This window comes from Micromonospora sp. NPDC049107 (assembly GCF_040648595.1).
GTDB lineage: Bacteria > Actinomycetota > Actinomycetes > Mycobacteriales > Micromonosporaceae > Micromonospora.
In genome coordinates this window covers 910,666-937,624 of the sequence record NZ_JBEZEC010000001.1, presented here as the reverse complement: position 1 = coordinate 937,624, position 26,959 = coordinate 910,666, and the positions used below count along the sequence as shown (strand labels likewise).

At 72.8% G+C, this 26,959-nt stretch carries 29 protein-coding genes and 1 tRNA gene; 21 read left to right on the top strand and 9 right to left on the bottom strand.

The annotated features are described in order from the left end of the window. Positions 1–62: 62 nt before the first annotated feature. Both AB0B55_RS04150 and AB0B55_RS04145 read right to left on the bottom strand, forming a co-directional pair. Positions 63–1,526, bottom strand: coding sequence for an MFS transporter (locus AB0B55_RS04150; protein WP_357170211.1), 1,464 nt, complete (start codon positions 1,524–1,526; stop codon positions 63–65). Between the two features lie 42 nt (positions 1,527–1,568). Then, the gene (locus AB0B55_RS04145) at positions 1,569–1,805 is read right to left on the bottom strand and encodes a hypothetical protein (RefSeq protein ID WP_355249091.1); all 237 of its coding nucleotides are present in this window, start codon (positions 1,803–1,805) and stop codon (positions 1,569–1,571) included. Positions 1,806–1,926: 121 nt separating this feature from the next. Here AB0B55_RS04145 and AB0B55_RS04140 point away from each other — a divergent pair, with 121 nt between their 5' ends. After that, positions 1,927–3,081 carry a geranylgeranyl reductase family protein gene (locus AB0B55_RS04140; RefSeq protein ID WP_357170587.1) on the top strand — a complete coding sequence of 385 codons (1,155 nt, stop codon included), beginning with the start codon at positions 1,927–1,929 and terminating at the stop codon, positions 3,079–3,081. 262 nt (positions 3,082–3,343) lie between these two features. Beyond that, positions 3,344–3,517 (top strand): hypothetical protein, encoded by a 174-nt coding sequence (locus AB0B55_RS04135; RefSeq protein ID WP_357170208.1) that lies wholly within the window; start codon positions 3,344–3,346, stop codon positions 3,515–3,517. 55 nt (positions 3,518–3,572) lie between these two features. Here AB0B55_RS04135 and AB0B55_RS04130 read toward each other — a convergent pair whose 3' ends face one another. The 3 genes from AB0B55_RS04130 to AB0B55_RS04120 form a co-directional block, all read right to left on the bottom strand. Further along, positions 3,573–5,363, bottom strand: coding sequence for a 5'-nucleotidase C-terminal domain-containing protein (locus AB0B55_RS04130; RefSeq protein WP_357170205.1), 1,791 nt, complete (start codon positions 5,361–5,363; stop codon positions 3,573–3,575). Between the two features lie 122 nt (positions 5,364–5,485). Then, entirely contained in the window at positions 5,486–6,145 is a 660-nt protein-coding gene (locus AB0B55_RS04125) for a nucleotidyl transferase AbiEii/AbiGii toxin family protein (RefSeq protein WP_357118819.1), read from the bottom strand. Further along, on the bottom strand, positions 6,142–6,483 hold the full coding sequence (locus tag AB0B55_RS04120; RefSeq protein ID WP_357118817.1) for a hypothetical protein: 342 nt from the start codon (positions 6,481–6,483) through the stop codon (positions 6,142–6,144). The genes AB0B55_RS04125 and AB0B55_RS04120 overlap by 4 nt, the downstream gene beginning before the upstream one ends. 134 nt (positions 6,484–6,617) lie before the next feature. On the opposite strand from AB0B55_RS04120, the gene AB0B55_RS04115 reads away from it, so the two are divergent. The 12 genes from AB0B55_RS04115 (at position 6,618) to AB0B55_RS04060 (ending at position 19,511) form a co-directional block, all read left to right on the top strand. Then, on the top strand, positions 6,618–7,610 hold the full coding sequence (locus AB0B55_RS04115; RefSeq protein WP_357170202.1) for an RNA polymerase subunit sigma-70: 993 nt from the start codon (positions 6,618–6,620) through the stop codon (positions 7,608–7,610). Next, on the top strand, positions 7,607–8,062 hold the full coding sequence (locus AB0B55_RS04110) for a DUF6069 family protein (protein WP_357170199.1): 456 nt from the start codon (positions 7,607–7,609) through the stop codon (positions 8,060–8,062). The genes AB0B55_RS04115 and AB0B55_RS04110 overlap by 4 nt, the downstream gene beginning before the upstream one ends. Before the next feature lie 63 nt (positions 8,063–8,125). After that, positions 8,126–11,398, top strand: a complete 3,273-nt coding sequence (gene fdh, locus AB0B55_RS04105) for a formate dehydrogenase (protein WP_357170196.1) — start codon at positions 8,126–8,128, stop codon at positions 11,396–11,398. Further along, positions 11,391–12,473 carry a 4Fe-4S dicluster domain-containing protein gene (locus AB0B55_RS04100; protein WP_357170585.1) on the top strand — a complete coding sequence of 361 codons (1,083 nt, stop codon included), beginning with the start codon at positions 11,391–11,393 and terminating at the stop codon, positions 12,471–12,473. Before fdh ends, AB0B55_RS04100 begins: the two co-directional genes overlap by 8 nt. Continuing rightward, the gene (gene nrfD / locus AB0B55_RS04095) at positions 12,470–13,660 is read left to right on the top strand and encodes an NrfD/PsrC family molybdoenzyme membrane anchor subunit (protein WP_357170193.1); all 1,191 of its coding nucleotides are present in this window, start codon (positions 12,470–12,472) and stop codon (positions 13,658–13,660) included. Before AB0B55_RS04100 ends, nrfD begins: the two co-directional genes overlap by 4 nt. A 34-nt stretch (positions 13,661–13,694) precedes the next feature. Then, a tRNA-Sec gene (locus AB0B55_RS04090) sits at positions 13,695–13,790 on the top strand. A 20-nt stretch (positions 13,791–13,810) separates the two neighbouring features. After that, on the top strand, positions 13,811–15,115 hold the full coding sequence (selA, locus tag AB0B55_RS04085) for an L-seryl-tRNA(Sec) selenium transferase (RefSeq protein ID WP_357118805.1): 1,305 nt from the start codon (positions 13,811–13,813) through the stop codon (positions 15,113–15,115). A gap of 2 nt (positions 15,116–15,117) precedes the next feature. Then, entirely contained in the window at positions 15,118–16,872 is a 1,755-nt protein-coding gene (selB, locus tag AB0B55_RS04080; protein ID WP_357170190.1) for a selenocysteine-specific translation elongation factor, read from the top strand. 59 nt (positions 16,873–16,931) lie between these two features. Continuing rightward, a complete protein-coding gene (locus AB0B55_RS04075; RefSeq protein WP_357170187.1) occupies positions 16,932–17,675 on the top strand; it encodes a hypothetical protein in 744 nt (247 codons plus the stop codon). Positions 17,676–17,714: 39 nt separating this feature from the next. Continuing rightward, positions 17,715–17,912, top strand: a complete 198-nt coding sequence (locus AB0B55_RS04070) for a hypothetical protein (protein ID WP_145781709.1) — start codon at positions 17,715–17,717, stop codon at positions 17,910–17,912. 63 nt (positions 17,913–17,975) lie between these two features. Next, positions 17,976–19,253 (top strand): hemolysin family protein, encoded by a 1,278-nt coding sequence (locus tag AB0B55_RS04065; RefSeq protein WP_357170184.1) that lies wholly within the window; start codon positions 17,976–17,978, stop codon positions 19,251–19,253. A gap of 72 nt (positions 19,254–19,325) precedes the next feature. After that, on the top strand, positions 19,326–19,511 hold the full coding sequence (locus tag AB0B55_RS04060; RefSeq protein ID WP_355244916.1) for a hypothetical protein: 186 nt from the start codon (positions 19,326–19,328) through the stop codon (positions 19,509–19,511). 5 nt (positions 19,512–19,516) lie between these two features. Here the strand turns inward: AB0B55_RS04060 and AB0B55_RS04055 are convergent, their stop codons facing one another. Continuing rightward, complete coding sequence (locus AB0B55_RS04055; protein ID WP_357118794.1) at positions 19,517–20,167, bottom strand: hypothetical protein; 651 nt, start codon at positions 20,165–20,167, stop codon at positions 19,517–19,519. Positions 20,168–20,300: 133 nt separating this feature from the next. On the opposite strand from AB0B55_RS04055, the gene AB0B55_RS04050 reads away from it, so the two are divergent. Beyond that, a complete protein-coding gene (locus tag AB0B55_RS04050) occupies positions 20,301–20,507 on the top strand; it encodes a hypothetical protein (protein WP_355051033.1) in 207 nt (68 codons plus the stop codon). On the opposite strand, the gene AB0B55_RS04045 is transcribed toward AB0B55_RS04050, so the two are convergent. The 3 genes from AB0B55_RS04045 to AB0B55_RS04035 all read right to left on the bottom strand — a co-directional run bounded on the left by AB0B55_RS04045 (position 20,504) and on the right by AB0B55_RS04035 (position 22,143). Continuing rightward, positions 20,504–20,980, bottom strand: coding sequence for a hypothetical protein (locus AB0B55_RS04045; RefSeq protein ID WP_357118790.1), 477 nt, complete (start codon positions 20,978–20,980; stop codon positions 20,504–20,506). The genes AB0B55_RS04050 and AB0B55_RS04045 overlap by 4 nt on opposite strands. After that, complete coding sequence (locus AB0B55_RS04040) at positions 20,977–21,189, bottom strand: phosphatidylethanolamine-binding protein (protein WP_088948250.1); 213 nt, start codon at positions 21,187–21,189, stop codon at positions 20,977–20,979. The genes AB0B55_RS04045 and AB0B55_RS04040 overlap by 4 nt, the downstream gene beginning before the upstream one ends. Positions 21,190–21,261: 72 nt before the next feature. Next, positions 21,262–22,143: a universal stress protein gene (locus tag AB0B55_RS04035; protein ID WP_357118786.1), complete on the bottom strand. Its 882-nt coding sequence runs from the start codon at positions 22,141–22,143 to the stop codon at positions 21,262–21,264. Between the two features lie 112 nt (positions 22,144–22,255). On the opposite strand from AB0B55_RS04035, the gene AB0B55_RS04030 reads away from it, so the two are divergent. The 6 genes from AB0B55_RS04030 (at position 22,256) to AB0B55_RS04005 (ending at position 26,957) form a co-directional block, all read left to right on the top strand. Next, entirely contained in the window at positions 22,256–23,002 is a 747-nt protein-coding gene (locus tag AB0B55_RS04030) for an SAM-dependent methyltransferase (RefSeq protein ID WP_357118783.1), read from the top strand. Between the two features lie 74 nt (positions 23,003–23,076). Further along, entirely contained in the window at positions 23,077–24,255 is a 1,179-nt protein-coding gene (locus AB0B55_RS04025; protein ID WP_357170180.1) for a PP2C family protein-serine/threonine phosphatase, read from the top strand. Between the two features lie 56 nt (positions 24,256–24,311). Continuing rightward, entirely contained in the window at positions 24,312–24,779 is a 468-nt protein-coding gene (locus AB0B55_RS04020) for a MarR family transcriptional regulator (RefSeq protein WP_357119458.1), read from the top strand. A 281-nt stretch (positions 24,780–25,060) separates the two neighbouring features. Next, positions 25,061–25,693, top strand: coding sequence for a CDP-alcohol phosphatidyltransferase family protein (locus AB0B55_RS04015; protein WP_357118777.1), 633 nt, complete (start codon positions 25,061–25,063; stop codon positions 25,691–25,693). Then, on the top strand, positions 25,690–26,628 hold the full coding sequence (locus tag AB0B55_RS04010) for a DUF881 domain-containing protein (RefSeq protein WP_357118774.1): 939 nt from the start codon (positions 25,690–25,692) through the stop codon (positions 26,626–26,628). Before AB0B55_RS04015 ends, AB0B55_RS04010 begins: the two co-directional genes overlap by 4 nt. Further along, a complete protein-coding gene (locus tag AB0B55_RS04005; protein ID WP_355051040.1) occupies positions 26,625–26,957 on the top strand; it encodes a small basic family protein in 333 nt (110 codons plus the stop codon). Before AB0B55_RS04010 ends, AB0B55_RS04005 begins: the two co-directional genes overlap by 4 nt. The last annotated feature ends 2 nt before the right edge of the window (positions 26,958–26,959 follow it).

The following is a 26,959-nucleotide window of genomic DNA, read 5'->3' as shown; positions in this document are numbered from 1 at the left end:
GACACACAGATGGCCGGCACCCCGACAACGGGTGCCGGCCATCGCCGTACCCGCGGATCGCGTCAGTGGTGGTGATTGCGGAAGATGTCGATCAACGCCGCCACCAGCGCGAGCGCGATGATGCCCGTGGCGAGCAGCAGCGACTTCTCGAAAGCTCCCGTCCAGTCGCCGTGACTGTCGGCCAGCGAGGAGAAGAACATCGAGCCGACCGCGGCGATGCCGGCGGCGGCGCCGATCCGCTGACCGGTCTGGAGCATGCCCGCTCCGCTGCCCGCCTGCGGGACGGGCACCTGGGCAAGGGTGAGCGTCTGGTTGGGGGCGATGACGAGGCCGCTGCCGATGCCGGCGACGAGCAGCGGACCGGCGGTGACCCAGGGCGCCGGGGAGTGCGGCGCGACGTGCAGGGCGAGCACGGTGGCGGCCAGCCCGATCACCACGGCGAGCAGGCCGATGGCGACCAGGGGTCGGCCGAACCGGTTGACGATGCGTCCTCCGAGAGCGGACGCGGCGGCGGACCCGAGCGCGAAGGGCGTGATGGCGAGACCGGCGACGAGCGCGCTGTAGCCGAGCCCGTTCTGCAGGAACAGCGTGAAGATGAAGAAGATCGCAGTGAACCCGCCGAAGTAGATGAGCGCGATGAGCGACCCGAGCGTGTACGACTGGAAGGTGAACAGGCGCAGGTCGAACAGCGGTTCGCGGTGTCGCGCGTACCACCGCTCCCACAGGCCGAAGGCGACCAGCACCGCGAGGCCGGCCGGGATGAGCGCCCACTTCCACGGCGTACGCCACTGCTGCTCCTGCACGAGGGGCAGCAGGATCAGCACCACGCCGACGCCGAGCAGCAGCACACCGACCGGGTCGAGTCGACGGCGGCCGGGTTGCCCGTCGGGCCGACCGGGTAGCAGCCGCCAACCCAGGATCACCGCGACGATGCCGACCGGCACGTTGACGAAGAAGACCCACCGCCATCCGTGCTCCTCACCGCCGAGGGCGATGAGCAGGCCGCCGAGCAGTGGTCCGACGGCGGTGGAGATGCCGATGGTCGCGCCGAGCAACCCGAACGGGCGGGCCCGCTCCGGCCCCCGGAACAACTGCTGGATCAGCCCGATCACCTGTGGGTTGATGATGCCGGCGGCGGCGCCCTGGAGCAGCCGGGCGGCGACCAGCCAGGTGGGTGAGGTCGCCAGGCCGGCGAGCGCGCTGGTCAGGGTGAACAACGCGATCCCGAAGACGAACGCGTTACGCCGACCTCGGAAGTCTCCGAAGCGGCCGGCCGGTACGAGCACCAGACCGAAGGTGAGCGCGTACCCCGAGAGGACCCACTGCAGGTCGCTCGGGGAGGCGTTCAGCGCGCGGTCGATGGACGGCACCGCGACGTTGACGATGCTCACGTCGAGCAGCGTCATGAACGCGGCGACCAGCCCGACGCCGACGGCCTGCCAGCGTCGGCGGTTCTCGGCCGCATCGACCGGCTGCGGCTCGCGCGCCGCGTTCATCGTGCCCCCCGTTGACGGTCGATCATGCATTCCTGACCGCTACCCCGACCAGCGGGGGCGAACCGTCCAGGGTCACGCCATTTGACGGGCGCAGAACCGGGGGCCGAAGTCGAGGCCGGCCATCGGCGAGTCCTCGCGGTGCAGCAGACCCTTCTCGGTGAGCTGGTGCAGCGGGGCGTGCACCTGCTCCTCGGTCAGCCCGGATCCTTCGGCGATCAGGTCCGGATAGGGCACCTGGCCGCGTGCTTCGAGGGCGGTGACCGCCTCGTACACCCGCTGCTCGACCTCCGACAGCTCCATCCGCTGCATGATCTCCTCCTTCGCCCACCCGCCGGACGCGGACGGTTGCGCCGCATCGGTTACCCCCTGCCCGACCGAAGATGCCCACCCGTTCGGGCGGTGGAGGGCGAGCACGCCCTACGCTGCGATGGTGATCGTCTGGGATCTGGTCGTCGTCGGCGCGGGCCCCGCCGGGCTCTCCGCGGCGCACGCCGCGGCCCGCGCGGGTGTTCGTACCCTGGTTGTCGAGCGGGCCACGCACCCGCGTTACAAGACCTGCGGGGGTGGCCTCATCGGCACCTCGCTGGCCGCCGTGCGGGAACGGATCGAGGTGCCGGCGCACGACCGGGTCGACCGGGTGACGTTCACCCGCGACGGCCGGCGGGAGTTCACCCGCCGCAACGGCAGCCCGGTGGTGACCATGGTGCGCCGGGAGGAGTTCGACGACCGCCTGCGCGCCGCGGCGGTCGCCGCCGGCGCGCAGCTGCGTGAGCAGGTCGCGGTCCGTGCCATCGAGCAGGATCCCGAGGGGGTACGCCTGCGACTGGCCGACGGCACGACCCTGGCGGCCCGCACGGTGATCGGCGCGGACGGCTCGTCGGGGGTGACCGCCCGGCACGTGGGGGTGCGCTACCGCCAGGTGGACCTGGGGCTGGAGCTGGAGATCCCGGTGCCGCCCGCCGAGCAGGAGCGTTGGCGTGGGCGACTGTTGCTGGACTGGGGGGCGATGCCGGGCTCGTACGCCTGGGTGTTCCCGAAGGGCGACCGGTTGACGGTCGGCGTGATCGCGGGCCGGGGCGCGGGGGAGGGGACACGTGCCTACCTGCGGCAGTTCGTCGACCGGTTGGGTCTGACCGGTCTGCCGGCGGCACACGATTCGGGTCACCTGACGCGGTGTCGCGAGGAGGACTCGCCGTTGCGTAACGGCCGGGTGCTCGTCGTGGGGGACGCGGCCGGGCTGTTGGAGCCGTGGAGCCGCGAGGGGATCAGCTTCGCCCTGCGCTCCGGCGAGCTGGCCGGGGCGGCGGTCGCCGCCGGGGATCTGGCCGGGTACGAGCGGTCGGTCGCCGAGCGCCTGACGCCGGAGATGCGGGCGGGGTTCCGGTTGCTCGACCTGTTCACCCGGCGCCCGGAGGTGTTCCACGGGCTGTTGGCGACCCCGCCGGGCTGGCGGATGTTCGTGCGCTTCTGTCAGGGGCAGGCGAGCTTCGACGACATGCTGCGCCGCCGACCGATCCGGGCGGCCCTCGCCGTGCTGGACCGGCTGCCAACCCCGCGCCGCCCGCCCGCCGACCCCCCTTCCTGAGCCCCGCCCCGCCCCAGCCCGCCCCGCCCCAGCCCGCCGATCTTGCGTTTTCTGTGGCGACATTCCACGCGAACCCGCACACCTCGGCAACCGTTAGTGCAAGATCGACGCGAGTTGCCGGGTTCCGTGGCTATGGGACCAGGATCCTAGGATGCTTTACGGGGTGTGTCGGGGTCCACCCAACGTCGACGGGCTGTCAGCCAACGGACCGATGCGCCGAAGGCCCGCCGTTGGACAATGACGGGGGAGTAGGGGGGTGCCGATGACCGAGCAACCGTTCACCGACGACGAGTACGCGTTCCTGCGCCACATCCGGTTCGGGGAGTTGCCACCCGCGGTCCGTCCGGAGGACCAGGTCGCGCTGACCGAGACCGATCCCGGGCGGGACCGGCCGGAGAAGGCCGAGGACCCGGTCCGCTGGAACGTGCAGGGCTGAACATACGCGGACGGGCCGCGGGTGTCGTCACCCACGGCCCGCCGTCACGTCACGGTCAGAAGACCGGCACACCCTCGCGCACGAGACGCCAGTTGGGCTGGAAGAAGTCGTCCGGGTTGATGGTCCCCTTGGCCTGGGCCCAGTCGATGAGCAGCTGGCGGATCTCCTGCTGCGCGTTGTAGACCTGGGTCTTCACGATGCCGGGGAAATTGCCGCCGCCGCTGCGCCGGTAGTTGTTCACCGCCACCACGAACTGCGCGTCGTCCGCGACCGGGGTGTCGGTGCCGGGCAGCATCAGTCGGGTGATGCGCTGGCCGACCGGCTTGGAGATGTCGATGTCGTAGTCCAGGCCGGAGATCACGTCGTAGTTGTAGTCCGGCACGGCCGGGTCGCTGATCTGCTCCGGGTCGACCGGAGCGCCCGGCGCGAGAGTGCGGAAGAACTTCGCCGAGTACTCCAGGTACGCGCGTACCTCGGCGCCGCTGAGCACGACGGCTTCGAGGGTGTTGTCGTACACGTACAGGCCGGCCACGTCGCGGATCTTGACGTCGCCGGCGGGGAAGACGGCGGTACGGCTGAACGGCGCCGCGATCGACAGCACCGGCAGGTCCGCGTACGCGGTGCCGGTCAGGGCCGCGCCGACCACCTCGGTCTGCACGTGGTTGATGAAGTCGAGGATCGGGGTGTCCTGGTAGCGGGACTCCGCCGCCGACAGCTCCACTGTGGACGTGGCGACCGCCTGGTTGACGTACGCCACAGTCTTGGCGTGCTGTGCCCGCACGGCCGCGACCACCTTCGGGTCCTCGACGACCGTGTTGGTGTTCAGCATGGTGGCGGCCTTATTGGTGATCGTCCAACGGCCGCGCTCACGGGTGAGGGTGAAGTCCATCCGGGTGAGCCGCTGGCCCCACTTCGAGGGCTCGGAGAGCAGCACGTGCGTGCCGGTCCGCTCGTTGGTGACGAACCGCTCGACGACCTCGTTGTGGGCGTGCCCGAAGAGGATCGCGTCGATCCCGGGCACCTGCTGGGCGATCAGCGCCACCGGGTTCTCGTTGGGCAGCTCGGGGCCGTAGCTGGAGGTGCCGCTGTCGCCGCCGTGGGCGGAGATCAGCACGATGTCCGCGCCGCGGGCCCGCATGACCGGCACCCACTTCGCGGCGGTCGCGATCATGTCGTCGAAGCGTAGTTTGCCCTCGACGTTGCCCCGGTCCCAGATGGCGACGCCCGGGTTGGTCAGGCCGAGGATGCCGACCCGCAGGGTCGGCGCGGCGAAGCCCAGGGAGACCTTCTTGATGATGTACGGCAGGAAGGCCGGCTTGCCCGTCTTCGCGTTGACCGCGTTGGCGGCGAGGGCGGGGAAGCCGAGCTGGCGGATCCACAGGTCCAGCAGCGGCAGGCCGTAGTTGAACTCGTGGTTGCCCAGGGTCACGGCGTCGTAGTCGATGACGTTCATCGCCCGGGCCATCGGGTGCTTCTCGCCGGTGGCGGTGATGGGCTCCTGCTTGGCGTAGTACGTCGCCAGGGGAGTGCCCTGGATGGTGTCGCCGGCGTCGAGCACGAGCGTGGCCTTGCCGCGCCGCTCGCGGCGGATCTGGTTGATCAGGGTGGCCAGCTTCGCGACGCCGACGTCGTTGTGCTTGCTGTCGTCGTACTCGGCGTCCCGGTAGTAGTCCCAGTTGTAGACGTTGCCGTGCGTGTCCGACGTGCCCAGCAGCGTGAGGTCCCAGGTGCGCGACCGGGCGGGGCCCGCCGCCTGGGCGGGGGCGGCGGCGATCAGCGGGGCGGTCGCCGCGGCGGCGGCGACCGCGAGCACCTGGCGACGCGATGGACCGGATCCAGAGGTCATGACGTGCCCTTCGATGGGGGTTGACGCGCCTCGTGAGCGCCTCGCGCACCATAACGAGCCCCTGTCACTCCCGCCACGTCAGCCCCGGTTTCCGCAGCACGGCACGGGGTGGCCAGCCGGCGTCAGCGGGGCCAGGCGGTGAAGCGTCGGCGTACCCGCGCGACGTCGTCCGGGTTCAGGCCGTAGCGGCCGAAACGGGTGTCGGACAGCCGGTCGAGGTAGCGCCCGGCGGCGCGGACGTCGTCCGGGTCGAGCGCGGGGTCGACCTGCCGGGCCAGCACCAGCAGTTGCGTCACGTCGTAGTGCTCGAGCGCCGCCGCGACGTCGATGAAGTCGCGGACCTCCCGCCGGTTGACCAGTGCCGCGATCTTGTTGGCGACCAGGTCGCGGACGTCCATGACCGGGCCGAGGTCCATCACCACCGGGCTCTGCTGTCGATCGAGTCGGGCCAGGCTGAGCCGGATCTGCCGTGCGTCGCGGCTCACCACGAAGTCCTTCATGTCCCGGCCGTACCCGTCGAACAGGTCGGCGAGTTCGCTGTCCGGATCGGCGTCGGTCACGGTGAACCCGGCGCGTTCCAGCGCGGCGCGTACCCCGGCGGAGGCCGCGGCGGCGGCGCCCTCCACGTCGGCGAAGAGGTCCACGTCCTCGGTGGGCCGGGCCACCAGGCCGTGCGCGGCCCAGGCCACCCCGCCGCCGAGCACGAATCGGTACGGCCGGGCGGCGGTCAGCGCCACCCGGGCCACTTCCCGGTAGAAGTCGTGCAGGTGCGGTGCGATCACGCCGCGCGCAGGCCGCGGTGCCGGCTCTCCCAGGCCTGGCGGACGCCCCGGGGGAGGTTGAGCAGCCGCCACACCCGCCGCAGCGTGCGCCCGTTGATGAGGGTGCGCAGGTCGTCGGTGCTGGCGGTCTCGCGCAGTACGTTCTCGTACATCCAGAGGAGCTGGTCGGGGTCGCCGAGGTCGAAGGTGCGCTCGGCGTTCCACATCAACCGCACCGGCAGTTCGACGACGCCCCGGGTGGGGCCGGCCAGCTCGGTGAGCGTGCGCGCCACGACGGCCGGACGACCCGGGCGGGCCAGGAAGGCCACGCCGGTCGCGGGGGGCGAGACGGCCTGCATGGTGTCAGGGTAACGCCCGTCGGTGCGGGTGTCGCCACGGTACGTCCGGACGCGCGGTCGGCGCGGGTGATGAGTTCTCGTGCCCGCACCCGTCATAGGTGTGACGGGACACGACGAGACGGGAGCATGACGTGATGGGTACGGACGCGCGGAGCGAGGGCGCGGGCGCTCTGGCCGAGGCCGACGAGACCACCTTCGCGGTGCTGGCGCAGCGGCACCGGCGGGAGTTGCACGTGCACTGTTACCGGATGCTCGGGTCGTTCGAGGACGCCGAGGACACCGTGCAGGAGACGTTCCTGCGGGCCTGGCGGCGGCGGGAGACGTTCGAGGGGCGGTCGACGGTGCGGGCCTGGCTGTACCGGATCGCCACGAACGCCTGCCTGGACCTGTTGGCCAGGTGCCGTCCGGAGCCGGCCCGGGGCGGTGAGGTGCGGTGGTTGCAGCCGTACCCGGATCGGCTGCTCGACGAGTTGCCGGCGGGCGACGCGGACGAGCCGGAGGCGGTCGCGGTCGCGCGGGAGACGATCGAGTTGGCGTACGTGGTGGCGGTCCAACACCTCGCGCCGCGTCCCCGGGCCGTGTTGATTCTGCGGGACGTGCTGGACTGGCCCGCGAAGGACGTCGCCGAGCTGCTCGGGGATTCGGTCAACTCGGTGAACAGCGCCCTGCAGCGGGCGCGGGCGGGCATGCGCGAGCACCTGCCCGCCGAGCGGCAGGACTGGACCGGTGGCGACCAGGACGCCGGGACGCGCGAGCTGGTGCGGCACTTCACCGAGGCGAGCGTGGCCACGGACATCGGCCGGCTCACCACGATGTTGCGCGAGGACGTGCGCTGTTCGATGCCGCCCACGCCGGGCCTGCAGGTGGGTCGGGACGCGGTGCTCAGCGACTGGATCGGGGACGGTTTCGACGGGATGACGGGTCTGCGTGGCGTCGCCACCTCGGTGAACCGGCAGCCCGCGGTCGCGTTCTACCACTGGCGGGAGGCGGAGGGCACGTACCTGCCGCTGACCATCGACGTCCTGCGCGTCACCGGCGGGGCGATCACCGAGATCGTCATCTTTCACGCTGACCAGTTCCCGCGGCTGGGGCTGGCGGAGCGTCTGTCGGCAGGTGGTGAGCGGTGAGTGTCTCGGCTACGCCCTACCGCACCCACCGGCTCCTCGGGCTCGTCGGTGTCGGCCTGGTCGCCACCGTGGCGGCGATGGCCACGACGACTCTGGTCGCCGCGCTCGCCGGGGCCGCCGGGGTCGACTTCGAGATTCCCGAGGGTGGCGAGGTGATCCCGGTGGCCGGGTTCGCCGTGGTGACGGGTGTCTTCTCGGTGGTGGGCGTCGTTCTCGCCGTCGTACTCGGTCGGTTCAGCGCGCGTCCCGCCGACCGGTTCCTGTGGACGGCGGTGGTGCTGACCGCGATCTCGCTGGTCCCGCCGTTTCTCTGCGGGGCAGCGCCGGTGACCGTCGTGGCGCTGGTCGTGCTGCACCTCGTCGCCGCGGCGGTGATGGTCCCGGCGCTGACGTGGCGCCTGGGCCGACTGGACCGTCTGGACCGTCGCCGCGACGGACGGACGCTCGATTAGCGAAGACTCCTCATCTGACCTATGTTCGGGAGGTCGCGCGCTCACGGGCAAGGAGGTGTCGGGATGGGTCTACGGACCTTCATCGAGGGTTGGCCGGTGTATCGCCAGCTCACCGGCACGGACCCGTTGGGCCGGGGCGCTGCGGCGAAGTCGGCGCGGTCGGCCGCTCTGACGGCGCGTACCGAGACCGCCGATTCGGTGGCGCGGTCGGTGTGTCCGTACTGCGCGGTGGGGTGTGGTCAGCGGGTCTTCGTCGCCGACGGGCAGGTCACGCAGATCGAGGGTGACCCGGACAGTCCGATCTCGCGGGGCCGCCTGTGTCCCAAGGGCGCGGCCAGCAAGAGCCTCGTGACGAGTCCGCTGCGCCAGACCACGGTCCGCTACCGCCGTCCGTACTCCACCCAGTGGGAAGACCTCGACCTCGAGACGGCCGTCGACATGATCGCCGATCGGATCCTCGCGGCCCGTGCCCAGACCTGGGAGGACCGCGACGCCGAGGGCCGGCCGCTCAACCGGACGCTGGGGATCTCCAGCCTGGGTGGGGCGACGTTGGACAACGAGGAGAACTACCTCATCAAGAAGTTGTTCACCGCGATGGGGGCGTTGCAGATCGAGAACCAGGCGCGTATTTGACACTCCGCCACCGTCCCCGGTCTGGGGGCCAGCTTCGGTCGTGGCGGTGCGACGGACTTCCAGCAGGACATCGCCAACGCTGACGTCATCGTCATCCAGGGCTCCAACATGGCCGAGGCGCATCCGGTCGGGTTCCAGTGGGTGATGGAGGCCAAGCGTCGGGGCGCGAAGGTGTTCCACGTCGACCCGCGGTTCACCCGCACGAGCGCGGTGGCGGACGCGTACCTGCCGATCCGGGCGGGCACCGACATCGCGTTATTGGGTGGGGTGATCCGGTACATCCTCGACAACGAGCTGGACTTCCGCGAGTACGTCCTCGCCTACACCAACGCGGCGACGATCGTCAGCGACCGGTTCAGCGACACCGAGGACGGCGACGGGTTCTTCTCCGGCTTCGATCCCGAGACCGGCAGTTACGTGCAGGACAGCTGGCAGTACGAGGGGCACGAGGACTCCTCGGGCAGCGGACACACCGCGAAGGAGCGGGACACCGCCGCCGGGTTGGAGCACGAGTCGCACGGCGCGCCGGTGGGCGGCCAGACCCAGCGGGACGAGACGTTGCAGCACCCGCGCTGCGTCTATCAGATCCTCAAGCGGCACTACGCCCGCTACACGCCGGAGATGGTGGAGCGGGTCTGCGGCATCCCGCAGGAGAAGTTCCTGGAGCTGGCGCGGGCGTGGACGGAGAACTCGGGCCGGGAACGCACCGGGATGCTTGTCTATTCGGTGGGTTGGACGCAGCACAGCGTGGGCGTGCAGTACATCCGTGCCGGGGCGATCATCCAGCTCCTGCTGGGCAACGTGGGCCGTCCGGGTGGCGGGGTCATGGCGTTGCGTGGGCACGCGAGCATCCAGGGCTCGACCGACATCCCGACCCTGTTCAACCTGCTGCCCGGCTACCTGCCCATGCCCCACCACGCCGACCACCCCACCTTTGACGAGTGGGTGGACAGCATCCGGCACCCCGGGCAGAAGGGCTTCTGGGGCAACGCGCGGTCGTACGCGGCCAGCCTGCTCAAGGCGTACTGGGGGGACGCCGCGACGCCGGAGAACGACTTCGGCTACGGCTTCCTGCCCCGGCTGACCGGGGACCACGGCACCTACCAGCAGGTCCTCAACATGATCGATGGAAAGATCAAGGGGTACTTCCTGCTCGGCCAGAACCCGGCCGTCGGGTCCGCGCACGGCCGGGCGCAACGCCTGGGCATGGCGAACCTCGACTGGCTGGTCGTGCGGGACCTGTTCATGATCGAGAGCGCGACGTTCTGGAAGAACGGCCCCGAGGTGGCCACCGGCGAGATCGTGCCCGAGGAGTGCCGCACCGAGGTGTTCTTCCTGCCCGCCGCGTCGCACGTGGAGAAGGAGGGCACCTTCACGCAGACCCAGCGGCTGTTGCAGTGGCGGGAGAAGGCCGTCGAGCCGCCGGGCGACGCCCGCTCCGAGCTGTGGTTCTTCTACCACCTGGGCCGCCGACTGCGGGAGAAGCTGGCCGGCTCGTCGCTGCCGCGCGACCGGGCGCTGCTCGACCTCACCTGGGACTACCCCACCCACGGTCCGCACGCGGAGCCCAGCGCCGAGTCGGTGCTGCGCGAGATCAACGGGTACGACGTGACGACCGGCCAGCCGCTGTCCAGTTTCGCCGAGGCCCGCGACGACGGCTCCACGGCCGTCGGCTGCTGGATCTACACCGGCGTGTACGCCGACGGCGTCAACCAGGCCGCCCGCCGCAAGTCCCGGCACGAGCAGGACTGGGTGGCCGCCGAGTGGGGTTGGGCGTGGCCGGCGAACCGGCGCATCCTCTACAACCGCGCCTCCGCCGACCCGGACGGCCGTCCGTGGAGCGAGCGCAAGCGTTACATCTGGTGGGACCCGGACAAGGCCGAGTGGACCGGCCACGACGTGCCGGACTTCGAGAAGACCAAACCGCCGTCGTACCGGCCGCCGGCCGGCGCGTCCGGTCCGGAGGGGATCGCCGGTGACGACCCGTTCGTGATGCAGGGCGACGGCAAGGGTTGGCTGTACGCGCCCAGCGGCGTCCTGGACGGGCCGCTGCCCACCCACTACGAGCCAGTCGAGTCGCCGGTGCGCAACCCGCTCTACCGCCAGCAGGCCAACCCGACCCGCAAGTCGTACGCGCACCCGGTGAACTCGGTGAACCCGAGCCCGCCGCAGGAGCACAGTCAGGTTTTCCCGTACATCTTCACGGTCAGCCGGCTCACCGAGCACCACACCGCAGGTGGGATGAGCCGGACGGTACGACCCCTCGCCGAGTTGCAGCCGGAGATGTTCGTCGAGGTGTCGCCGGAGCTGGCCGCCGAGACCGGGTTGGCCCACCTCGGGTGGGCGCACCTGGTCAGCGGTCGGGCGGTGATCGAGGCGAAGGTGCTGGTCACCGACCGGCTCACTCCGTTGCGGGTGGACGGTCGGGTCATCCATCAGGTGTGGCTGCCGTACCACTTCGGGTTCGAGGGTCTGGTGACCGGCGACTCGGCCAACGACCTGTTCGGCATCACCCTCGACCCCAACGTCCTCATCCAGGAGAGCAAGATCGGTACCTGCGACGTACGGCCCGGCCGGCGGCCCACCGGGGCTGCCCTGCTCGACCTGGTCGCCGACTACCAGCGGCGGGCCGGGATCACCCCGGGTGGGCACGCGCCGGCCGTCACCATCGACCAGGACGGGAAGGGCAGCGGTGATTCCTGACCCGAACAGCCTCTACGGGCCGCTCGATCCGGCGCCGGACGCGGGTTATGTGGACGCGCCGCAGCGGATGGGGTTCTTCACCGATACGAGTGTGTGTATCGGGTGTAAGGCGTGTGAGGTGGCGTGCAAGGAGTGGAACGACGTCCCGGGAAGTGGTCTGGATCTGTTGGGGATGTCGTACGACAACACGGGTGCGTTGACGGCGAACTCGTGGCGGCACGTGGCGTTCGTGGAGCAGCCACGCCCGGCGGGACATGGCAGCGCGGCGTTCGCCGGTACGCCCACCGGTACGACGGTCAGCGCGGCGTCGGCGGCGGTCGCCGCCGGCACGGCGGGGCCGACCGGCACCGACCCGGGTCTGCCGCCCGGGTCGCCGTCGGCCGCCGCGCGCATGGCCGACGGCGGCGCGACCAGCACCGGCCCGGCCGACGGCGGCGCGCAGCCACAGTTCCTGGGTATGCCGGGTGCGCGGCCGCCGGGGCGGGACAGCGGTGTGGAGGGTCGGTCGGATTTTCGGTGGTTGATGATGTCGGATGTGTGTAAGCACTGCACGCATGCGGCTTGTTTGGATGTGTGTCCGACGGGGTCGTTGTTCCGGACGGAGTTCGGGACGGTGGTGGTGCAGGAGGACATCTGTAATGGGTGTGGGTACTGCATTTCGGCGTGTCCGTACGGGGTGATTGATCAGCGTAAGGGTGATGGTCGGGCGTGGAAGTGCACGCTGTGTTACGACCGTCTGGGTGTGGGGATGACGCCGGCGTGTGCGCAGGCGTGTCCGACGGAGTCGATCCAGTACGGGCCCCTCGACGAGTTGCGGGAGCGGGCGGCGGCGCGGGTGGCGACGTTGCACGGCCGGGGTGTTCCCGAGGCCCGCTTGTACGGGCACGACCCGGAGGATGGTGTGGGTGGTGACGGGGCGTTCTTCCTGTTGTTGGACGAGCCGGAGGTGTACGGGTTGCCGCCGGACCCGGTGGTGACCACCCGGGACCTACCGGCCATGTGGAAACGCGCCGGCATCGCCGCGCTCGCCATGGCGGCGGCCACCGTCGCCGCCTTCGTGGGGAGATCCTCGTGAGCCCGGAGCGCCAGCCGGTGGGCGACCGGTTCCGCCGGTTCCGCGACCGACTGGCCGCCGCGAGCCTCGACCTACCGGGCCAGAGGCAGGCGGACGACGGCACCGATGTGGCCGTGCCGGCCCGCGCCCACGAGGATCGGACGCCGCAACCCCACGACGATCGGCCGGCGCAGCCCCGGGAGAACGCCGCGCGGCGCTCCCGGCGCGGTCGTCGCGGTGGCGGGGAGGAGCTGCGGGTCCCCGAGGCCGAGTTCACCTCCTACTACGGCCGGCCCATCCTCAAGGCCCCGGTGTGGAAGTGGGACATCGCCGCGTACCTGTTCACCGGCGGTCTGGCCGCCGGCTCGTCGCTGCTGGCCGCCGGAGGTCAACTCACCCGCCGCCCGGCGCTGCGCCGCGCCGGCCGGGTCACCGCGCTGGGCGCCGTCAGCGCCAGCGCGGTCTTCCTCATCCGGGACCTGGGCCGGCCGGAGCGGTTCCATCACATGCTGCGGGTGGCGAAGCTGACCTCGCCCATGTCGGTAGGCACCTGGATCCTCAGCGCGTTCGGGCCGGCCGCCGGGTTGGCGGCGATCGCCGAGACCGCCGACTGGCTGCCCCGGCACGGTCCGCTCGGGTTGGTCGGTCGGGCTCTGCCGCCGGCCGGGCACGCCGCCGGGCTGGTCGCCGCCGTCACCGCGCCCGCCCTGGCGACGTACACCGGGGTCCTGCTCGCCGACACGGCGGTGCCGTCGTGGCATGAGGCGTACCCCGAGTTGCCGGTCATCTTCGCGGGCAGCGCGCTGGCCAGCGGCGCGGGCGTCGGTCTGCTCGCCGCGCCGCCGTCGCAGGCCGGGCCGGCCCGCCGGATGGCGGTGGCCGGGGCGGCCCTGGAGCTGTACGGCGCGCACCGCGTGGAGACCCGTCTCGGGCTGCTCAGCGAGCCCTACCGGTCGGGTCGGCCGGGCCGGCTGTTGCGCGCCGGTCGGCTGCTGACCACCGCCGGGGTGGCCGGGGCGCTGCTGGGTCGGCGTAGTCGCGCCGTCGGGGCGTTGTCCGGGGCCGCGCTGCTGGGCGCGTCGGTCGCCACGCGGTTCGGCATCTTCTACGGCGGCGTCGCGTCCGCCCGCGACCCCCGCTACACCGTCGTGCCGCAACGCGAGCGGGTGAACGCCCGGCGGACCGAGGTGGATCCGACGACTGACTGAGCGGTCGCACCGGCGTTGTGATCGAATGTGCGACGGAGGCGTTCAGGCGGCTGGTGCCCCTCCCGGTCTTCAAAACCGGTGTGGTCCGGGACCCGGGCCAGGCGGGTTCGATTCCCGTCCGTCTCCGCCAACGGCGGCAGGAGTGACGTGATGCGTGACGGCAGCGAGGACCCGCGACGTCGGGTGCCCCGCACCGACACCCTCCTCGCCGATCCGCAGCTGGCGGCGGCCATCGCGACCCTCGGCCGCGAGCGGGTCAAGGCCGCCGTCGTGCGGGCGCAGACGCGGGCTCGCCGTGGTGAGATCGCCCCCGAGGAGGTGCGGGACGCCTCCGTCGCCGGACTGCCCGCGCCGGGTCCCCGCGCGGTGCTCAACGCCACCGGTGTCGTGCTGCACACCAACCTGGGCCGGGCGGCGCTGTCGCCGGCCGCCGTCGCGGCGGTCGTCGCGGCCGCCGGGCACACCGACGTCGAACTGGACCTGAACACCGGGCGCAGAGCCCGTCGGGGCCGCGACGCCCTCGACGCGCTCGCCGCCGCCGTGCCCGACGCCGCCGCCGTGCACGTGGTCAACAACGGCGCTGCCGCGCTGGTGCTGGCGGCCACGGTGTTGGCCGCCGGCCGGGAGATTGTGGTCAGCCGCGGCGAACTCGTCGAGATCGGCGACGGCTTCCGCCTACCGGACCTGCTGGTAAGCACCGGCGCGCGACTGCGCGAGGTGGGCACCACCAACCGCACGACGCTCGACGACTACGCCGCCGCCGTCGGCCCGCAGACCGGGTTCGTGCTGAAGGTGCACCCGTCGAACTTCCAGGTCACGGGCTTCACCTCGGCCGTGCCGGTGCGCCAACTGGCCACCCTCGACGTGCCGGTGGTCGCCGACATCGGCTCCGGGCTGCTCGCACCGGATCCGTTGCTGCCCGACGAGCCGGACGCGGCCAGCACCCTGCGCGCCGGCGCGGCCCTGGTCACGGCGAGCGGCGACAAACTGCTCGGCGGCCCGCAGGCCGGCCTGCTGCTCGGCGACGCCGCGCTCGTCGAACGCCTACGCCGCCACCCGCTGGCCCGCGCGCTGCGCGTCGACAAGCTCACCCTGGCGGCGTTGGCCGCCACGCTGCACCGGCCGGACACCCCGACGCGGACCGCGCTGCACGCCGATCCGGCCGTCCTACGTCGCCGGGTGGAGCTGCTACGCGACCGGCTCGGCGCGGACGGACGCAAGGCGGAGGTCGTGGAGGCGGTCGCCGTCGTCGGCGGTGGCGGCGCTCCCGGCGTCGAGCTGGAATCGTGGGCGCTGAGCCTGCCCGAACGGTACGCCGTCCCGCTGCGCACCGGAGACCAGCCGGTGCTGGGTCGGGTGGTGCGGGGCCGACTCCTGCTCGACCTGCGGTGCGTGCCCGTCGACGCCGACGACACGGTCCTGGCCGCCGTGCTGCGCGTACCCGGGGACGACTGAGCATGTTCGTCGTCGCCACCGCCGGGCACGTCGACCACGGCAAGTCGACCCTGGTCCGGGCGTTGACGGGGATGGAACCGGACCGGTGGGCCGAGGAACGCCGCCGGGGCATGACCATCGACCTGGGGTTCGCCTGGACGACGTTGCCGTCCGGCGGCACGATCGCCTTCGTCGACGTACCCGGGCACGAGCGGTTCGTGCCGAACATGCTCGCGGGGGTCGGTCCGGTGCCGGCCGCGCTGATCGTGGTCGCCGCCGACGAGGGGTGGATGCCGCAGTCCGCCGAGCACCTGGCCGCGCTCGACGCGCTCGGCGTCGGGTGCGGCCTGCTGGTGGTGACCCGCGCGGATCTCGCCGACCCGGGGCCGGCGACGGAGCGCGCCCGGGACGAGATCGCGGCGAGCAGCCTCGGCGCGGTGGAGACGGTGGCGGTCAGCGGGTTGACCGGCGCCGGGCTGCCCCAGTTGCGGGCCGCGCTGGACCGGCTCGTCGCGCGGCTGCCCGACCCCGTCGCGGACGCGCCCGTGCGTCTCTGGGTGGACCGCAGCTTCACCGTGCGGGGCAGCGGCACCGTCGTCACCGGAACGCTGGGCGCCGGTCGGCTGCGGGTCGGCGACACCCTGGAACTGGCCGGCGTCGACGAGCCGGTCCGGGTCCGCGGCCTGCACTGCCTGGGCGAGGCCCGAGCGGAGGCGTCGGCCGTGTCCCGGGTGGCGGTCAACCTGCGGGGTACGCCCCGCGACCGGCTCGGCCGCGGCGACGCGCTGCTCACCCCGGGGCGGTTCCACCGCACCGACCTTCTCGACGTGCGGCTCACCGGTGACCCCGCCGCCGACCTGCCGTCCACCCTCACCCTGCACGTGGGGTCGGCGGCCGTGCCGGCGCGGGTGCGGCCGCTCGGCGTGGACACCGTCCGGCTGCGGTTGGCCCGCCCGCTGCCGTTGCTGGTCGGCGACCGGGCGCTGCTGCGTGATCCCGGCCGTCATCGGGTTGCCGGTGGGGTACGGGTCCTCGACGTCGCGCCGCCGCCACTGTCCCGCCGGGGCGCGGCGGTCGCCCGCGCGGCGGTCCTCGCCGAGCTGGACGGTCGCCCCGACCTGGCCGGCGAGCTGCGCCGCCGTCGCCTGGTCCGGGTCGGCGCGCTGCGGCGCATGGGTGTGCCGGTGGAGGCCACGCCGGTGGCCGCTGACTGGCTGGCCGATCCGGGGCACTGGCGGCAGCTCGGCGACCAGGTGACCGAGGAGGTCACCCGCTACGCCCGGGAGCACCCGTTGGAGGCGGGCATGCCGGTGGACGCGCTGCGGCAACGTCTCGCCCTGCCCGACCGGGCGCTGGTCGAGGCGCTGGTGCGTCCGCCGCTGCGGGTGCACGGTGGCCGGATCGGCACGGCCGCCGTCGACACCCTGCCCGAGCCGGTGGCGCGGGCCGTGCGGCGGGTGCGCGCCGAGTACGCCGACCGGCCGTTCCGCGCCCCGGAGGCGGACCGTCTCGTCGAACTGGGCCTGGGACCTCGGGAGATCGGCGCGGCGGTACGCGCCGGCGCGCTGCTGAGGCTGGCCGACACCGTGGTGCTGCTGCCCGACGCGCTCGACGCGGCGGTCACCGTCCTCGCCGGCCTGCCCCAGCCGTTCACCCTGTCGGCGGCCCGGCAGGCGCTGGACACCACCCGACGGGTGGCGGTGCCGCTGCTGGAACTGCTGGACCGCCGTGGCGCGACCCGTCGGCTGCCCGACGACGCGCGGGTCGTCGTCACCTGAGCGCGTCTCCGCGATGACCAGGGGTGGCCGGGGTTGCGGTGGGCTGTCAGGGTGGAGAGGTGGCCGAGCCGCTGCTGTCCCCGTCGCGGTCGTCACGTGACCGGTGGCGTGGTGTCGTCGCGGGCGCGATGCGCTGGGGATTGCCGCTGCTGTGGGTGCTGTGGGCTGCGCTGGCGTGGTGGGTGACCCCGCGCGAGGCGACGGCGGGCCAGCTCGACCGGGATCTGGCGGCGGGCCGTGTGGTGACCTTCCAGCGGGCGTCCGGCTGGGCCGACGACGACCTGTACTGGGGCAGCCGGCCGCACCTGCGGTACGACATGCGGGGCGCGATGATCGCGTGGAGCGTGCCGAGCGGTCGGGTGCGGTACGCCTTTGTCGACCCGCCCAACGCGCAGGCGCAGTCCCTCGTACCGGAGGCGACCGAGCGGCCCGACGGGTTGGACGCGCGGCTGGCCGCGTCGGCGCGCCCGTGGCAGGCCTCCGGCGTCGCCGCGCACCGGCTCGCTGACACCGCCGGGCTGCTCGCTGGCGCGGTGACCCTGATGTGGCTGGTCCGGCTGGTCGGTGGGGCCCCACCGGCGGTCGGCACCCGGTGGTTCTGGTGGTGGATCGGGCTCCTCCCGTTCGGCGTGGGCGTGCTGGCCTGGTCGTACCGGGAGATCTGGCGACCGCCGCCGGTGCCGCCGCCCGCTCGCGGCTCGGGGTGGCGCGGCGTCGGTTGGCTGCTGCTCGCCGGGATCGGCATCGCCATGCTGGTGTCCGCCGCGCGGGCTCTGCTCGGTGCCGCCGTGGTGCCGGGCTAACCGGCCCCCAAACCGTCGGCGGTCACCTACGGTGACGCCATGGACCCTTCGGCGGTCTGGCGGGACCGGCAGCACCAGTGGCGGATCGAGGCGTACCGCGCCCCGGACCTGCGGTTCGCCATCTACGCGACGAACGGGCCCACCGAGTCGGTGCCGCTGTGGCTGTTCGGCATGACGGCGCTGGCCCGGTGGTTGATGACGCACTCCATCTCGCTGGACGACCTGGAGGTCGACTAAACGCACGCGGGAGCCGGCCGCGCTGCGGTTGAGTGACGGAAGGGCGGTCGACGGGGGTGCGTGGTGGGCGGTCAGCTCGGGCAGTTGGCGCTGGTCGCCGTCCTGGTGCTGGTCAACGCCGCGCTGTCCGGCAGCGAGATGGCGCTGGTGACGCTGCGCGAGGGGCAGTTGCGACGGTTGGGTCGGCGCAGCCGGGCCGGCGAGCGGCTGGTCCGGCTGTCCCGGGACCCGAACCGCTATCTGGCCACCATCCAGCTCGGCATCACCCTGGCCGGGTTCCTCGCCTCGGCGGCGGCCGCCGTGTCCCTCGCCCAGCCACTGGTCGGCCCGTTGGGTTTCCTCGGCGCGGCGGCCCGTCCGGCCGCGGTGCTGCTGGTGACGGTGGCCCTGACCTTCGTCACGCTGGTGATCGGCGAGTTGGCGCCGAAGCGGCTGGCGATGCAGCGCGCCGAGCGGTGGGCGCTGCTCAGCGCCGGCCCCCTGGACCTGCTCGCCCGGGTGTCCCGCCCGGCGGTGTGGCTGCTCAGCTCGACGACCGACGTGGTGGTCCGCCTCGCCGGCGGGAACCCACGGGCCAGCCGTGAGGAGATGACCGAGGAGGAGCTGCGGGAGATGCTGGCCACCCAGCGGGGACTGTCGGCGCAGCAGCGGGAGATCCTGACCGGCGCGTTCGACATCGCCGGTCGGACGCTGCGGGAGATCCTGGTGGCCCGCCGGGAGGTGACCACGTTGCCGGCCGACCTGCCCGCCGCCGAGGGGGTTCGTCTGCTCGGCGTCGCCGGCCGGTCCCGTGCGCCGGTCACCGGCCCGGGCGGCCTCGACGAGGTGGTCGGCGTGGTGCACATCCGCGACCTGGTCCGGGCCGAGGCCGGCACGGTGGGGGAGCGGGCCCGGCCGCCGCTACTGCTGCCGGTCACCGTGGCGGTCGCCGACGCGCTGCGCTGCCTGCGCCAGGAACACCAGCAGATGGCCCTCGTGGTGGACGAGCACGGTGGCATCGACGGCATCGTCACGCTGGAGGATCTGCTGGCCGAGGTCGTCGGCGAGCTGTACGACGAGACCGACCGCGACGTGCGCGGTGTGGTCCGGGAGTCGGACGGGTCGCTGCTGGTGCCCGGTGACTTTCCCCTGCACGATCTGCCCGACGTGGGGGTGCGGCTGAGCTTCCCGCTGTCCCGGGAGTACACGACGGTGGCGGGGCTGGTGCTGTCCCGGTTGCGGCACCTGCCGGGGACTCCCGGTGAGACGGTGCGGTTGCCCGGGTTGACCATCGAGGTGGTGGAGGTCGCCGACCGGGCGGTGCGCCGGGTACGGCTGCGAGGCTTCGTCGCCGAACAGTGACCGCACCCCCGAAAGAGGGACAAAACGCGTGAATAGTCACGGTGCGAAGGTGCCCCGCTTACGGTGCGGTACGTGAAGGACCGAGGGTTACGTACGTTCGTCACCGTCCTCGCCGGCCTCGCGGTGATCTATTTCGGCAGCACCGGCCGCAGCCCCGAGGAGGGCCGGGGCATCTCCGGCGGCGTCATCGTCCTGGCGCTGCTCGCCGCGCTGCTGGTGTGGCACCTGACCCGACCGGGGGACAAGACCGTCAAGTGAGCGGCTCAGCCGGCGGCGACACGGGCGACCTCACCGGCGGACTCCTCGCCGAGCGCCACCCGTACCAGCGCCGAGGCGAGCCGACCGAACTCCGGTTCGTCGACCAGGGACGCCAGCCGGTCCGGTGAGCCCGGCAGACCCAACCGCTTCGCGCCGGCGAGGGCCCGCCGGTCGGCGTACGGGCGCACGTCGGACCAGACCGTCTGCGCCTCGCGCAGGTAGATGTCCGCGCCGGTGGGTCCGATGCCGGGGAACTCGGTGAGCCGTCGACGCAGCCCCGCCGGGTCGCCCTGGGCATCGCGGTGCAGCCGACGCAGGTCGCCGTGCCACCGGTCCAGACACAGCCGGGCCCCGGTGCCCAGCATGGTGGCGGTGCGTTCGTCGTAGCGGCGGTAGTGACCACGCCCCAACGCGTCGACCCGCTGCTGCCAGCTCGCCGCCTCCATCGCCTGCGGTGTGCGGTAGCCGGCCGCGAACAACTCCCGCGCCGCGTCCACCGCGACGCAGGCCCGGATCCGGGTGCTCAACAGGGTGGCCAGCACCAGCAGCTGGTACAGCGGGCCGGGACGGTCGGCCAGCCGGATGCCGGCCTCCTCGGCGTACGTGTCGCCACGCCGGTCCAGCAGGACCCGCACCACCGCTCGATCGTCACCCACACCACGGGGGTACCCGCCGCACGCCCGGCTAGCCCTCCCGACGCCAGCCAGGACCGGAATGTGGCCGGATCCGACGGGTATGCGGCCGGTGGAGGCGGTCCATGCCGCCTGCCGTACCGGGAGGGAGACGCTCGTGGTGAACCCGCAGCAGGAGGAGTTCCGGCGTAACGCCAAGGGAGCGACCAGCCAGGACAGCAAGGGGCCCGGACCGTCGGGTCATCCGCTCAACCGTGGCTCGTCGCGGGGGGACGCCGGCCGGCCGGTGCCCAAGGGTCAGGTGTCGCCGTACGGCCCGGCGGGTGAGCCGGTCGCCGAGGACGACAGCGACACCCGCTCCTAACGACCGTGGCCTGACGGCCGTCGCAGCCTGTTCCAGGTGGCGGCGGCCGTCAGCCCGTACGCCAGGTGCGGGATGATGTCGGAGATCCAGTCCGAGCGCCGCCAGGTACGGGGATCGCTGATGCCCAGCGCCGTGATGGACCCGTCGGTCATCGCCATGACGCCGGCGCCGAGCACGCCGGTGGCCATCGGCAACGGCTGCCGTCGGCCCCCGGCGTAGAGCGCGAAGGCCATGCCGGCGGCGATGCCCAGCCCGTAACCGATCAGGGGGCCGAGCCCCGAGCGGCGGGTGGCCGCCCGGGGCTCCGGTCCCAGGTCCACGTGCGCGAGGTGGGCCAGCTTGTCGACGGTCTGCTCCGGCGTGCTGCTCGCCGGCCGCGCCCGCAGCGCGATGTCGAGGTAGCCGACCACGTTCAGCGCGGTGCTGCCGACCGCGCCGGCGATCGCGCCGTCGGCCAGGTCGACGCCCCTCACTTCGGGTCGCCCGGTTCGCGTTCGCTCTTGGGACCGTACGTGCGCTCACCGCGCACGACGCCCCGTTGGCCGCGATCCTCCTGCAGGATCCGGTTGGCGACCTGGTTGGCCTTGCCGTCGGGTACCCGACGTCCGGAGTCGTCGATCGCGTTGCGCAGGCGCGCCCGCTGCTTGTCGTACGCGTTGCTGCCCGGCCGTGGTCCTGGCATCTGCTGCCTCCTTCGTCGCCGTTGGCGTACCGCGGCCGTCTACCCGTTGGGCGGCGGACCAACCCCGGGGCGTCAGCGGGGACCGCGCACCACCTCGACCGGGCAACGCGCGTGGTGCAGCGCCGACTGGCTCACCGACCCCAGCAGCAACCCGGTCACCTCGCCGCGCCCCTGCCCCCCGACGACCAGCAGTTGCGCGTCAGCGGACGCCTCGGCGAGCACGGCGCTGGCGCGTTCCCGGGTCGCCCGGCACGTCAGGCGCAACCCCGGATGGCGGTCGGTCAGCCCGTGCAGCCAGCCGCCGAGCAGCCGCTCCTGTTCGTCGTGCAACCGCGCCTCGTCGTACACCAGGGGTTGCAGGTCGCCGGGACCGCTGCTGCCGGGGTGCCGGTAGGCGTGCACCGCGCGCAGCGGCACGCCGCGCGCCACCGCGGCCTCGGCGGCGACGTCGGCGGCGAGCAGCGACGCCGGTGAGCCGTCCAGCCCCACCACCACCGGGCCGTCGGGGCGTTGCTCGCCGCGGGCGACCAGCACCGGGCAGTCGGCGTACGCGCTGACCTGCACCGCTACCGAGCCGACGACGAGCCCGGAGAAGCCGCCCAGTCCCCGGTCGCCGAGCACGATGAGCGCGGCGGTCGGGGACTCGCCCACCAGCACCGCGGCGGCCTCGCCGTCGATGATCTCCCCGGAGACCGTCAGCCCGGGTGTGGTCGCCTCGGCCTCGGCCACGGCGGCGGCGACCAGCTCCTGTGCCCGCTCGCGCAGTCCGACGCCCGGCGGCGCGCCGGACGGAGGTGCCACGGGTACTCGTAGCAGCGGCCAGATGAAACCGTGCACCACCCGCAGCGGCCGGTGCCGGCGGACCGCCTCGGCGGCGGCCAGGCGCACGGCGCGCAGGGACGGCTGCGAGCCGTCCACGCCGACCACCACCGCCGCGCTGTTCGCCGCGTTCACCGCCCACCCCCCGCCGGGCCAGTATCGCGGGCGTGGCGGCGCGGCGGAGCGATACCGCCGCTCGGGCACCGGTCGGTACGCTGGCGACGACCCGAGGGGAGGAGCGCCGTCGATGGGTGAACCGGACGAGCCGAGCACCGCTCGCATGATCGACTACTGGCTCGGTGGGGAGCACCACTTCGGCGTCGACGTGGCCGCCGCGACCGCTTTCGAGCAGGCGTACGGGCCGTGCGCGCCGGTCTTCGCGGAGCTGCGGGCGTTTCTCGGCCGGGCGGTCCGGGCGATCGTCGAGCAGGGCGTGGACGGGTTCCTGGTCTTCGGGGCGGGGGTGCCCACGATGGGCAACGTGCACGAGGTCGCTCCCGAGGCCAGCGTGCTCTACACCGACGTCGATCCGGTGACCATCCGGCTGGGTCAGCGGATCCTCGCCGGCAGCGACCGGGCGGGCTACGGCTACGGCGACGCCACCGACATCGGTACCATCGACCCGGCCCAACTGCACCGCTTCGTACCCGGGTGGGGGCGACGGCCGGTGGGGCTGGTCTTCCTCGGGCTCGCCGCGTTCCTCGACGACGACACGCTGAGGCGCACCCTCGACGAGTTGTACGCGGCGGCGGCGCCGGGCAGCCTGCTGGCCGTGGACTTCGACACCGAGGAGCTGGCCGCCCACCCGCAGGCGTTGGCGATGATGGGGCCGGCGTTCCGGATGCGACCCGCGGCGGCGTTCGCGCCGCTGCTGGGCCGGTGGACGCCGACGTCGGACGGAATCGTCCCGGTCAACCGCTGGCGGCCCGCCGGCGTGCCGGTCGACGTGCCGGACGCCTTCCACGGTGTCCTGGCGACGCGCGGCGCCGACTGACCCGCGACGACGGGTTGTCCGGGGTCTCCGTATGATGCTTGCCCTGTAGCAAGTTTTTGGAGGGACGACCAAGCATGGTGGACGCGCCGGACGGGGTGTCGCGCGCGCTACGCGAAGCCGCGCCCGACCAGTTGGCGGAGGCGGCGGACCGGGCGATCCGGGCGGCGTTGGGCGCGGTGCGCACCGACGTGTTCGTCGCCGACTACCGGATCAGCGGGCTCTGGCCCGTGCTGGACCCGGACCTGCCGGCGGCCGGAGCCCTGGCCGGGCACACCGTGGCGCAGCGCTGCTTCTCCAGCCAGCAGCCGGTGCGCGACGGTCTCGAGGACGGGGCCTGCCGGCTCTACCTGCCCCTGACGGTGTGGGGGGAGCGCCTCGGCGTGCTGCTCATCGAGCTGCCGACCGTGCCCGGCCCGGCGGTCACCGGCCGTGCCACCGACATCGCCGGTGACCTGGCGGTGGCGATGCGGGCCGCGGACCGGGAGACCGACCGGTACCGCCGGGCCCGTCGTCGGGAGCGGCTCAGCATGGCCGCCGAGATGCAGTGGGACCTGCTACCCGGGCGCAGCGTGGCACACCGCTGCTTCCACCTGGCCGGGCAGTTGGAACCGGCGTACACCGTCGGTGGAGACCACTTTGACTGGTCGTTGGACGGGGAACGGCTGACGTTGACGGTGCTCAACGGCGAGGGCAACGGCCTGGCCGCGTCGCTGCTGACGGCGGTGACCGTCAACGCCATGCGCAACGCCCGCCGCTCCGACGGCGGCCTCGTGGAGCAGGCGGAGTTGGCCTCGGACACGGTCTACTACCAGCACCGGGGCCGTCGACACGTGGCCACGTTGCTGCTGGAGCTGGACATCGCCACCGGGCGGGTACGGGCGGTCGACGCCGGTTCGCCGCACCTGCTGCGGATGCGCGGCGCGACCGTCGAGCCGATGACGCTGGATCAGCAGTTGCCGCTGGGCATGTTCGCCGAGACCCGCTACGAGGTGCAGGAGTTCCAGCTCGCGCCGGGTGACCGGGTCTTCGTGGTCAGCGACGGGGTGTGGGCGGCCGAGCCGGCGGGGCGGGAGCCGTACGGGCAGCGGATGTTGGCTCGTTCGCTGCGCGCCACTCGGTTGCAGCCGGCGACCGAGGCGGTTGGTACGGTGATGCGCGAACTACACGCCTACCACGCGGATTCCGATTTGCGCGACGACGCCGTCGTCGTCTGCCTCGACTGGCATGGTCCGCGTGGGCGGGATGGCGGATGAGAGTCGCCGCCACCGTCCCGGGCGGGCACCAGCGCGACGACGGCAGGGGACATCGGGTGGAGCGACCGGCGGATCTCGCCGCGGCGATCAACGCGGCCGCAGAGACGCTGATCGCCGTGCTCGACTCGGCGGCGTCACGGCATCAGGTGCCCCCCACGCAGTTGCGGGTGCTGATGCTGATCAGTGGCCGTCCGGAGACCAATGTCAACGGGCTGGCGGAGCTGCTGGACGTGGTGCCCTCCTCGGCCAGCCGACTGTGCGACCGGTTGGAGGCGACCGGCCTGCTGCGTCGCGTGGCGGATCCGCGGGACCGGCGGGAGGTGCGGTTGGTGCCCACCGCCGCCGCGTTGACGCTGTTGCGGGAGTTGGCGGAGCGGCGCCAGCGCGCGGTGCAGGCCGTGCTGGACAGGATGCCGCCCCGGACGCAGCACGACCTGTTGGCGTCCCTGTTGGCGTTCGGCCGCGCGGCGACGCAGACGGTGCCGGAGCAGCAGGCCGACCAGGCAGCGGTCCAGACGGCCTGACACGTTCCACTAGTATCCTAGGACGCTCTGGCGGTGGTGATCCACACCACACCGCCACACCACCGCGCCGACAGCGCACGGCGGCCGGGCCGTCGACGAGAGCCCGATATAGTGGCAGCGCACTTAACCGGCCCGCGATCTCGGTGATCGCGGGCCGTATCAGGGCAGAGGTCCCGTCCCGGGGCCGCAGGGGAGCCGGTGGTTGCCGGCCCGACAGCGCGTACGACCTCCGCCGCGCCCGATCTCGGCCCGGCGTCGGGGCGTGCCGTGAAGGAGGTTCGGTGTCGCGTCGGCCGGCTCAGGCAGAGCACCCGCGGGACACCGGCGAGCAGACGCCCGGCGACCAGGTGCTCACCCTGCCCAACCTGATCAGCTTCGGGCGGCTGCTGGGCGTACCCCTGTTCCTCTATCTCTTCCTGGTCTCCCGGGCGGACGTCGCGGCGGTGGTGGTGCTGGCCATCGGCGGCACCACCGACTGGGTCGACGGTTGGATCGCCCGCCGACTGCGGCAGGTGAGCCGGCTCGGTGAGCTGCTCGACCCGCTCGCCGACCGGCTCTACATCCTCGCCACGTTGCTGGCCTTCACCGCCCGGGGGGTGGTGCCGTGGCAGTTCACGGCGGCGCTGCTGGCCCGGGAGCTGCTGCTGCTCGGTTCGCTGGCGGTGCTGCGCCGCTTCGGGTACGGGCCGCCGCCGGTGCACTACGTGGGCAAGACCGCCACGTTCCTGCTGCTCGCGGCGTTCCCGGTGCTGCTGCTGGCCACCGAGTGGAGCGCGGCGGCGACGGCCACGGCCGCGATCGGCTGGGGATTGGCCTGGTGGGGGCTGGTGCTCTACTGGGTGGCCGGCGCGATGTACGTGGTGCAGGCGTCGCGGTTGGTGCGCGGGGCGCGTGGCCGGGACGCGGCCGCGTGAGCGCGACGCCGCCGACGCCGCGGCCCCGCCCGGATCGGGTGTACGCGCCGGACTTCCTCACCGAGTTGTTCCGTAACCCGCTGGACCCGGGGTACGCGGACGCGGCCGCCGCGCGCCGGCGGGGGTCGTCTCCGGACGCGCCCCGGGGCTGGGCGGCGCGGTCGGTCGGCCTGGTCGTGGTGGTGGTGCTGGGTTTCCTGTTCGCGGTGGCGTACCGCCAGACGATGGCGGACGAGCCGGGGCGCGCCCAGGCGCGCTCGGGGCTGGTGGCGCAGATCAAGGAGCGGGAGAGTCAGACCGACCGGTTGTCGGCGCGGGCGGACCAGCTGCGTGAGGAGGTCAGCCGGCAGCGGGACGCGGCGTTGAGCGGTTCGGCCGCGGCGCGTCTGCGGGACCTGGAGGCGAGCACCGGGCTGGGTCGGGTGCGGGGTGACGGTGTGGTGGTGCGCCTGGCGGACGCTCCGGGGAACGCGGATGCGGTGACCGGTGCGGGCGCGGGGCCGCCGCGGGTGCTGTACAGCGACCTGCAGGGTGTGGCGAACGCGTTGTGGAGTGCCGGCGCGGAGGCGATCGCGATCAACGGCCAGCGGTTGACGTCGACGTCGACGATCCGTTCGGCGGGTGAGGCGATCCTGGTGGATTTCCGGCCGGTGACGGGGCCGTACGAGGTGTCGGCGACGGGTCCGGGGTCGATGCGGCGCAAGTTCGAGGACAGTCGGAACGCGGCGCTGATGCGGGAGGTCGCGCAGAAGACCGGGTTGTCGTTCGGTGTGCGGGAGGCGGAGGACCTCACCCTGCCGGCGGCGCCGGAGCCGCAGCTACGCTACGCCAAGCCGTCGGTCAGTCCGAGCCCTTCGGGGTCGGGTGGCCGGTCTGGCAGTCCTGGGTCGTCGGGTTCGCCGGGGACCGCTAGTCCTTCCGGAGGTGGCGGATGATCGCGGTGCTGGCGTTGCTCGCCGGTGTGGTGCTCGGGGTGTGGCTTGATCCCACGGTGCCGTCGGCGTTGCAGCCGTACCTGCCGATCGCGGTGGTGGCCGCGTTGGACGCGGTGTTCGGTGGGGTGCGGGCGAAGTTGGACCGCATCTTCGACGACAAGCAGTTCGTGGTGTCGTTCATCTCGAACGTGCTGGTGGCGGGCCTGATCGTGTATCTGGGTGACCAGTTGGGCGTGGGTGGGCAGTTGTCCACCGGTGTGGTGGTCGTGCTGGGTGTGCGGATCTTCGGAAATGTGGCGGCGATCCGTCGGCACCTGTTCCGGGCGTAGGT

What these genes read in the sequence shown, in the direction of transcription:
- AB0B55_RS04150 (WP_357170211.1), bottom strand. Translation starts at nt 1,526, where the DNA reads ATGCATGATCGACCGTCAACGGGGGGCACGATGAACGCGGCGCGCGAG.
- AB0B55_RS04145 (WP_355249091.1), bottom strand. Translation starts at nt 1,805, where the DNA reads ATGCAGCGGATGGAGCTGTCGGAGGTCGAGCAGCGGGTGTACGAGGCG.
- AB0B55_RS04135 (WP_357170208.1), top strand. Translation starts at nt 3,344, where the DNA reads ATGACCGAGCAACCGTTCACCGACGACGAGTACGCGTTCCTGCGCCAC.
- AB0B55_RS04130 (WP_357170205.1), bottom strand. Translation starts at nt 5,363, where the DNA reads ATGACCTCTGGATCCGGTCCATCGCGTCGCCAGGTGCTCGCGGTCGCC.
- AB0B55_RS04120 (WP_357118817.1), bottom strand. Translation starts at nt 6,483, where the DNA reads ATGCAGGCCGTCTCGCCCCCCGCGACCGGCGTGGCCTTCCTGGCCCGC.
- AB0B55_RS04115 (WP_357170202.1), top strand. Translation starts at nt 6,618, where the DNA reads ATGGGTACGGACGCGCGGAGCGAGGGCGCGGGCGCTCTGGCCGAGGCC.
- selA (WP_357118805.1), top strand. Translation starts at nt 13,811, where the DNA reads ATGCGTGACGGCAGCGAGGACCCGCGACGTCGGGTGCCCCGCACCGAC.
- selB (WP_357170190.1), top strand. Translation starts at nt 15,118, where the DNA reads ATGTTCGTCGTCGCCACCGCCGGGCACGTCGACCACGGCAAGTCGACC.
- AB0B55_RS04070 (WP_145781709.1), top strand. Translation starts at nt 17,715, where the DNA reads ATGGACCCTTCGGCGGTCTGGCGGGACCGGCAGCACCAGTGGCGGATC.
- AB0B55_RS04040 (WP_088948250.1), bottom strand. Translation starts at nt 21,189, where the DNA reads ATGCCAGGACCACGGCCGGGCAGCAACGCGTACGACAAGCAGCGGGCG.
- AB0B55_RS04030 (WP_357118783.1), top strand. Translation starts at nt 22,256, where the DNA reads ATGGGTGAACCGGACGAGCCGAGCACCGCTCGCATGATCGACTACTGG.
- AB0B55_RS04025 (WP_357170180.1), top strand. Translation starts at nt 23,077, where the DNA reads ATGGTGGACGCGCCGGACGGGGTGTCGCGCGCGCTACGCGAAGCCGCG.
- AB0B55_RS04005 (WP_355051040.1), top strand. Translation starts at nt 26,625, where the DNA reads ATGATCGCGGTGCTGGCGTTGCTCGCCGGTGTGGTGCTCGGGGTGTGG.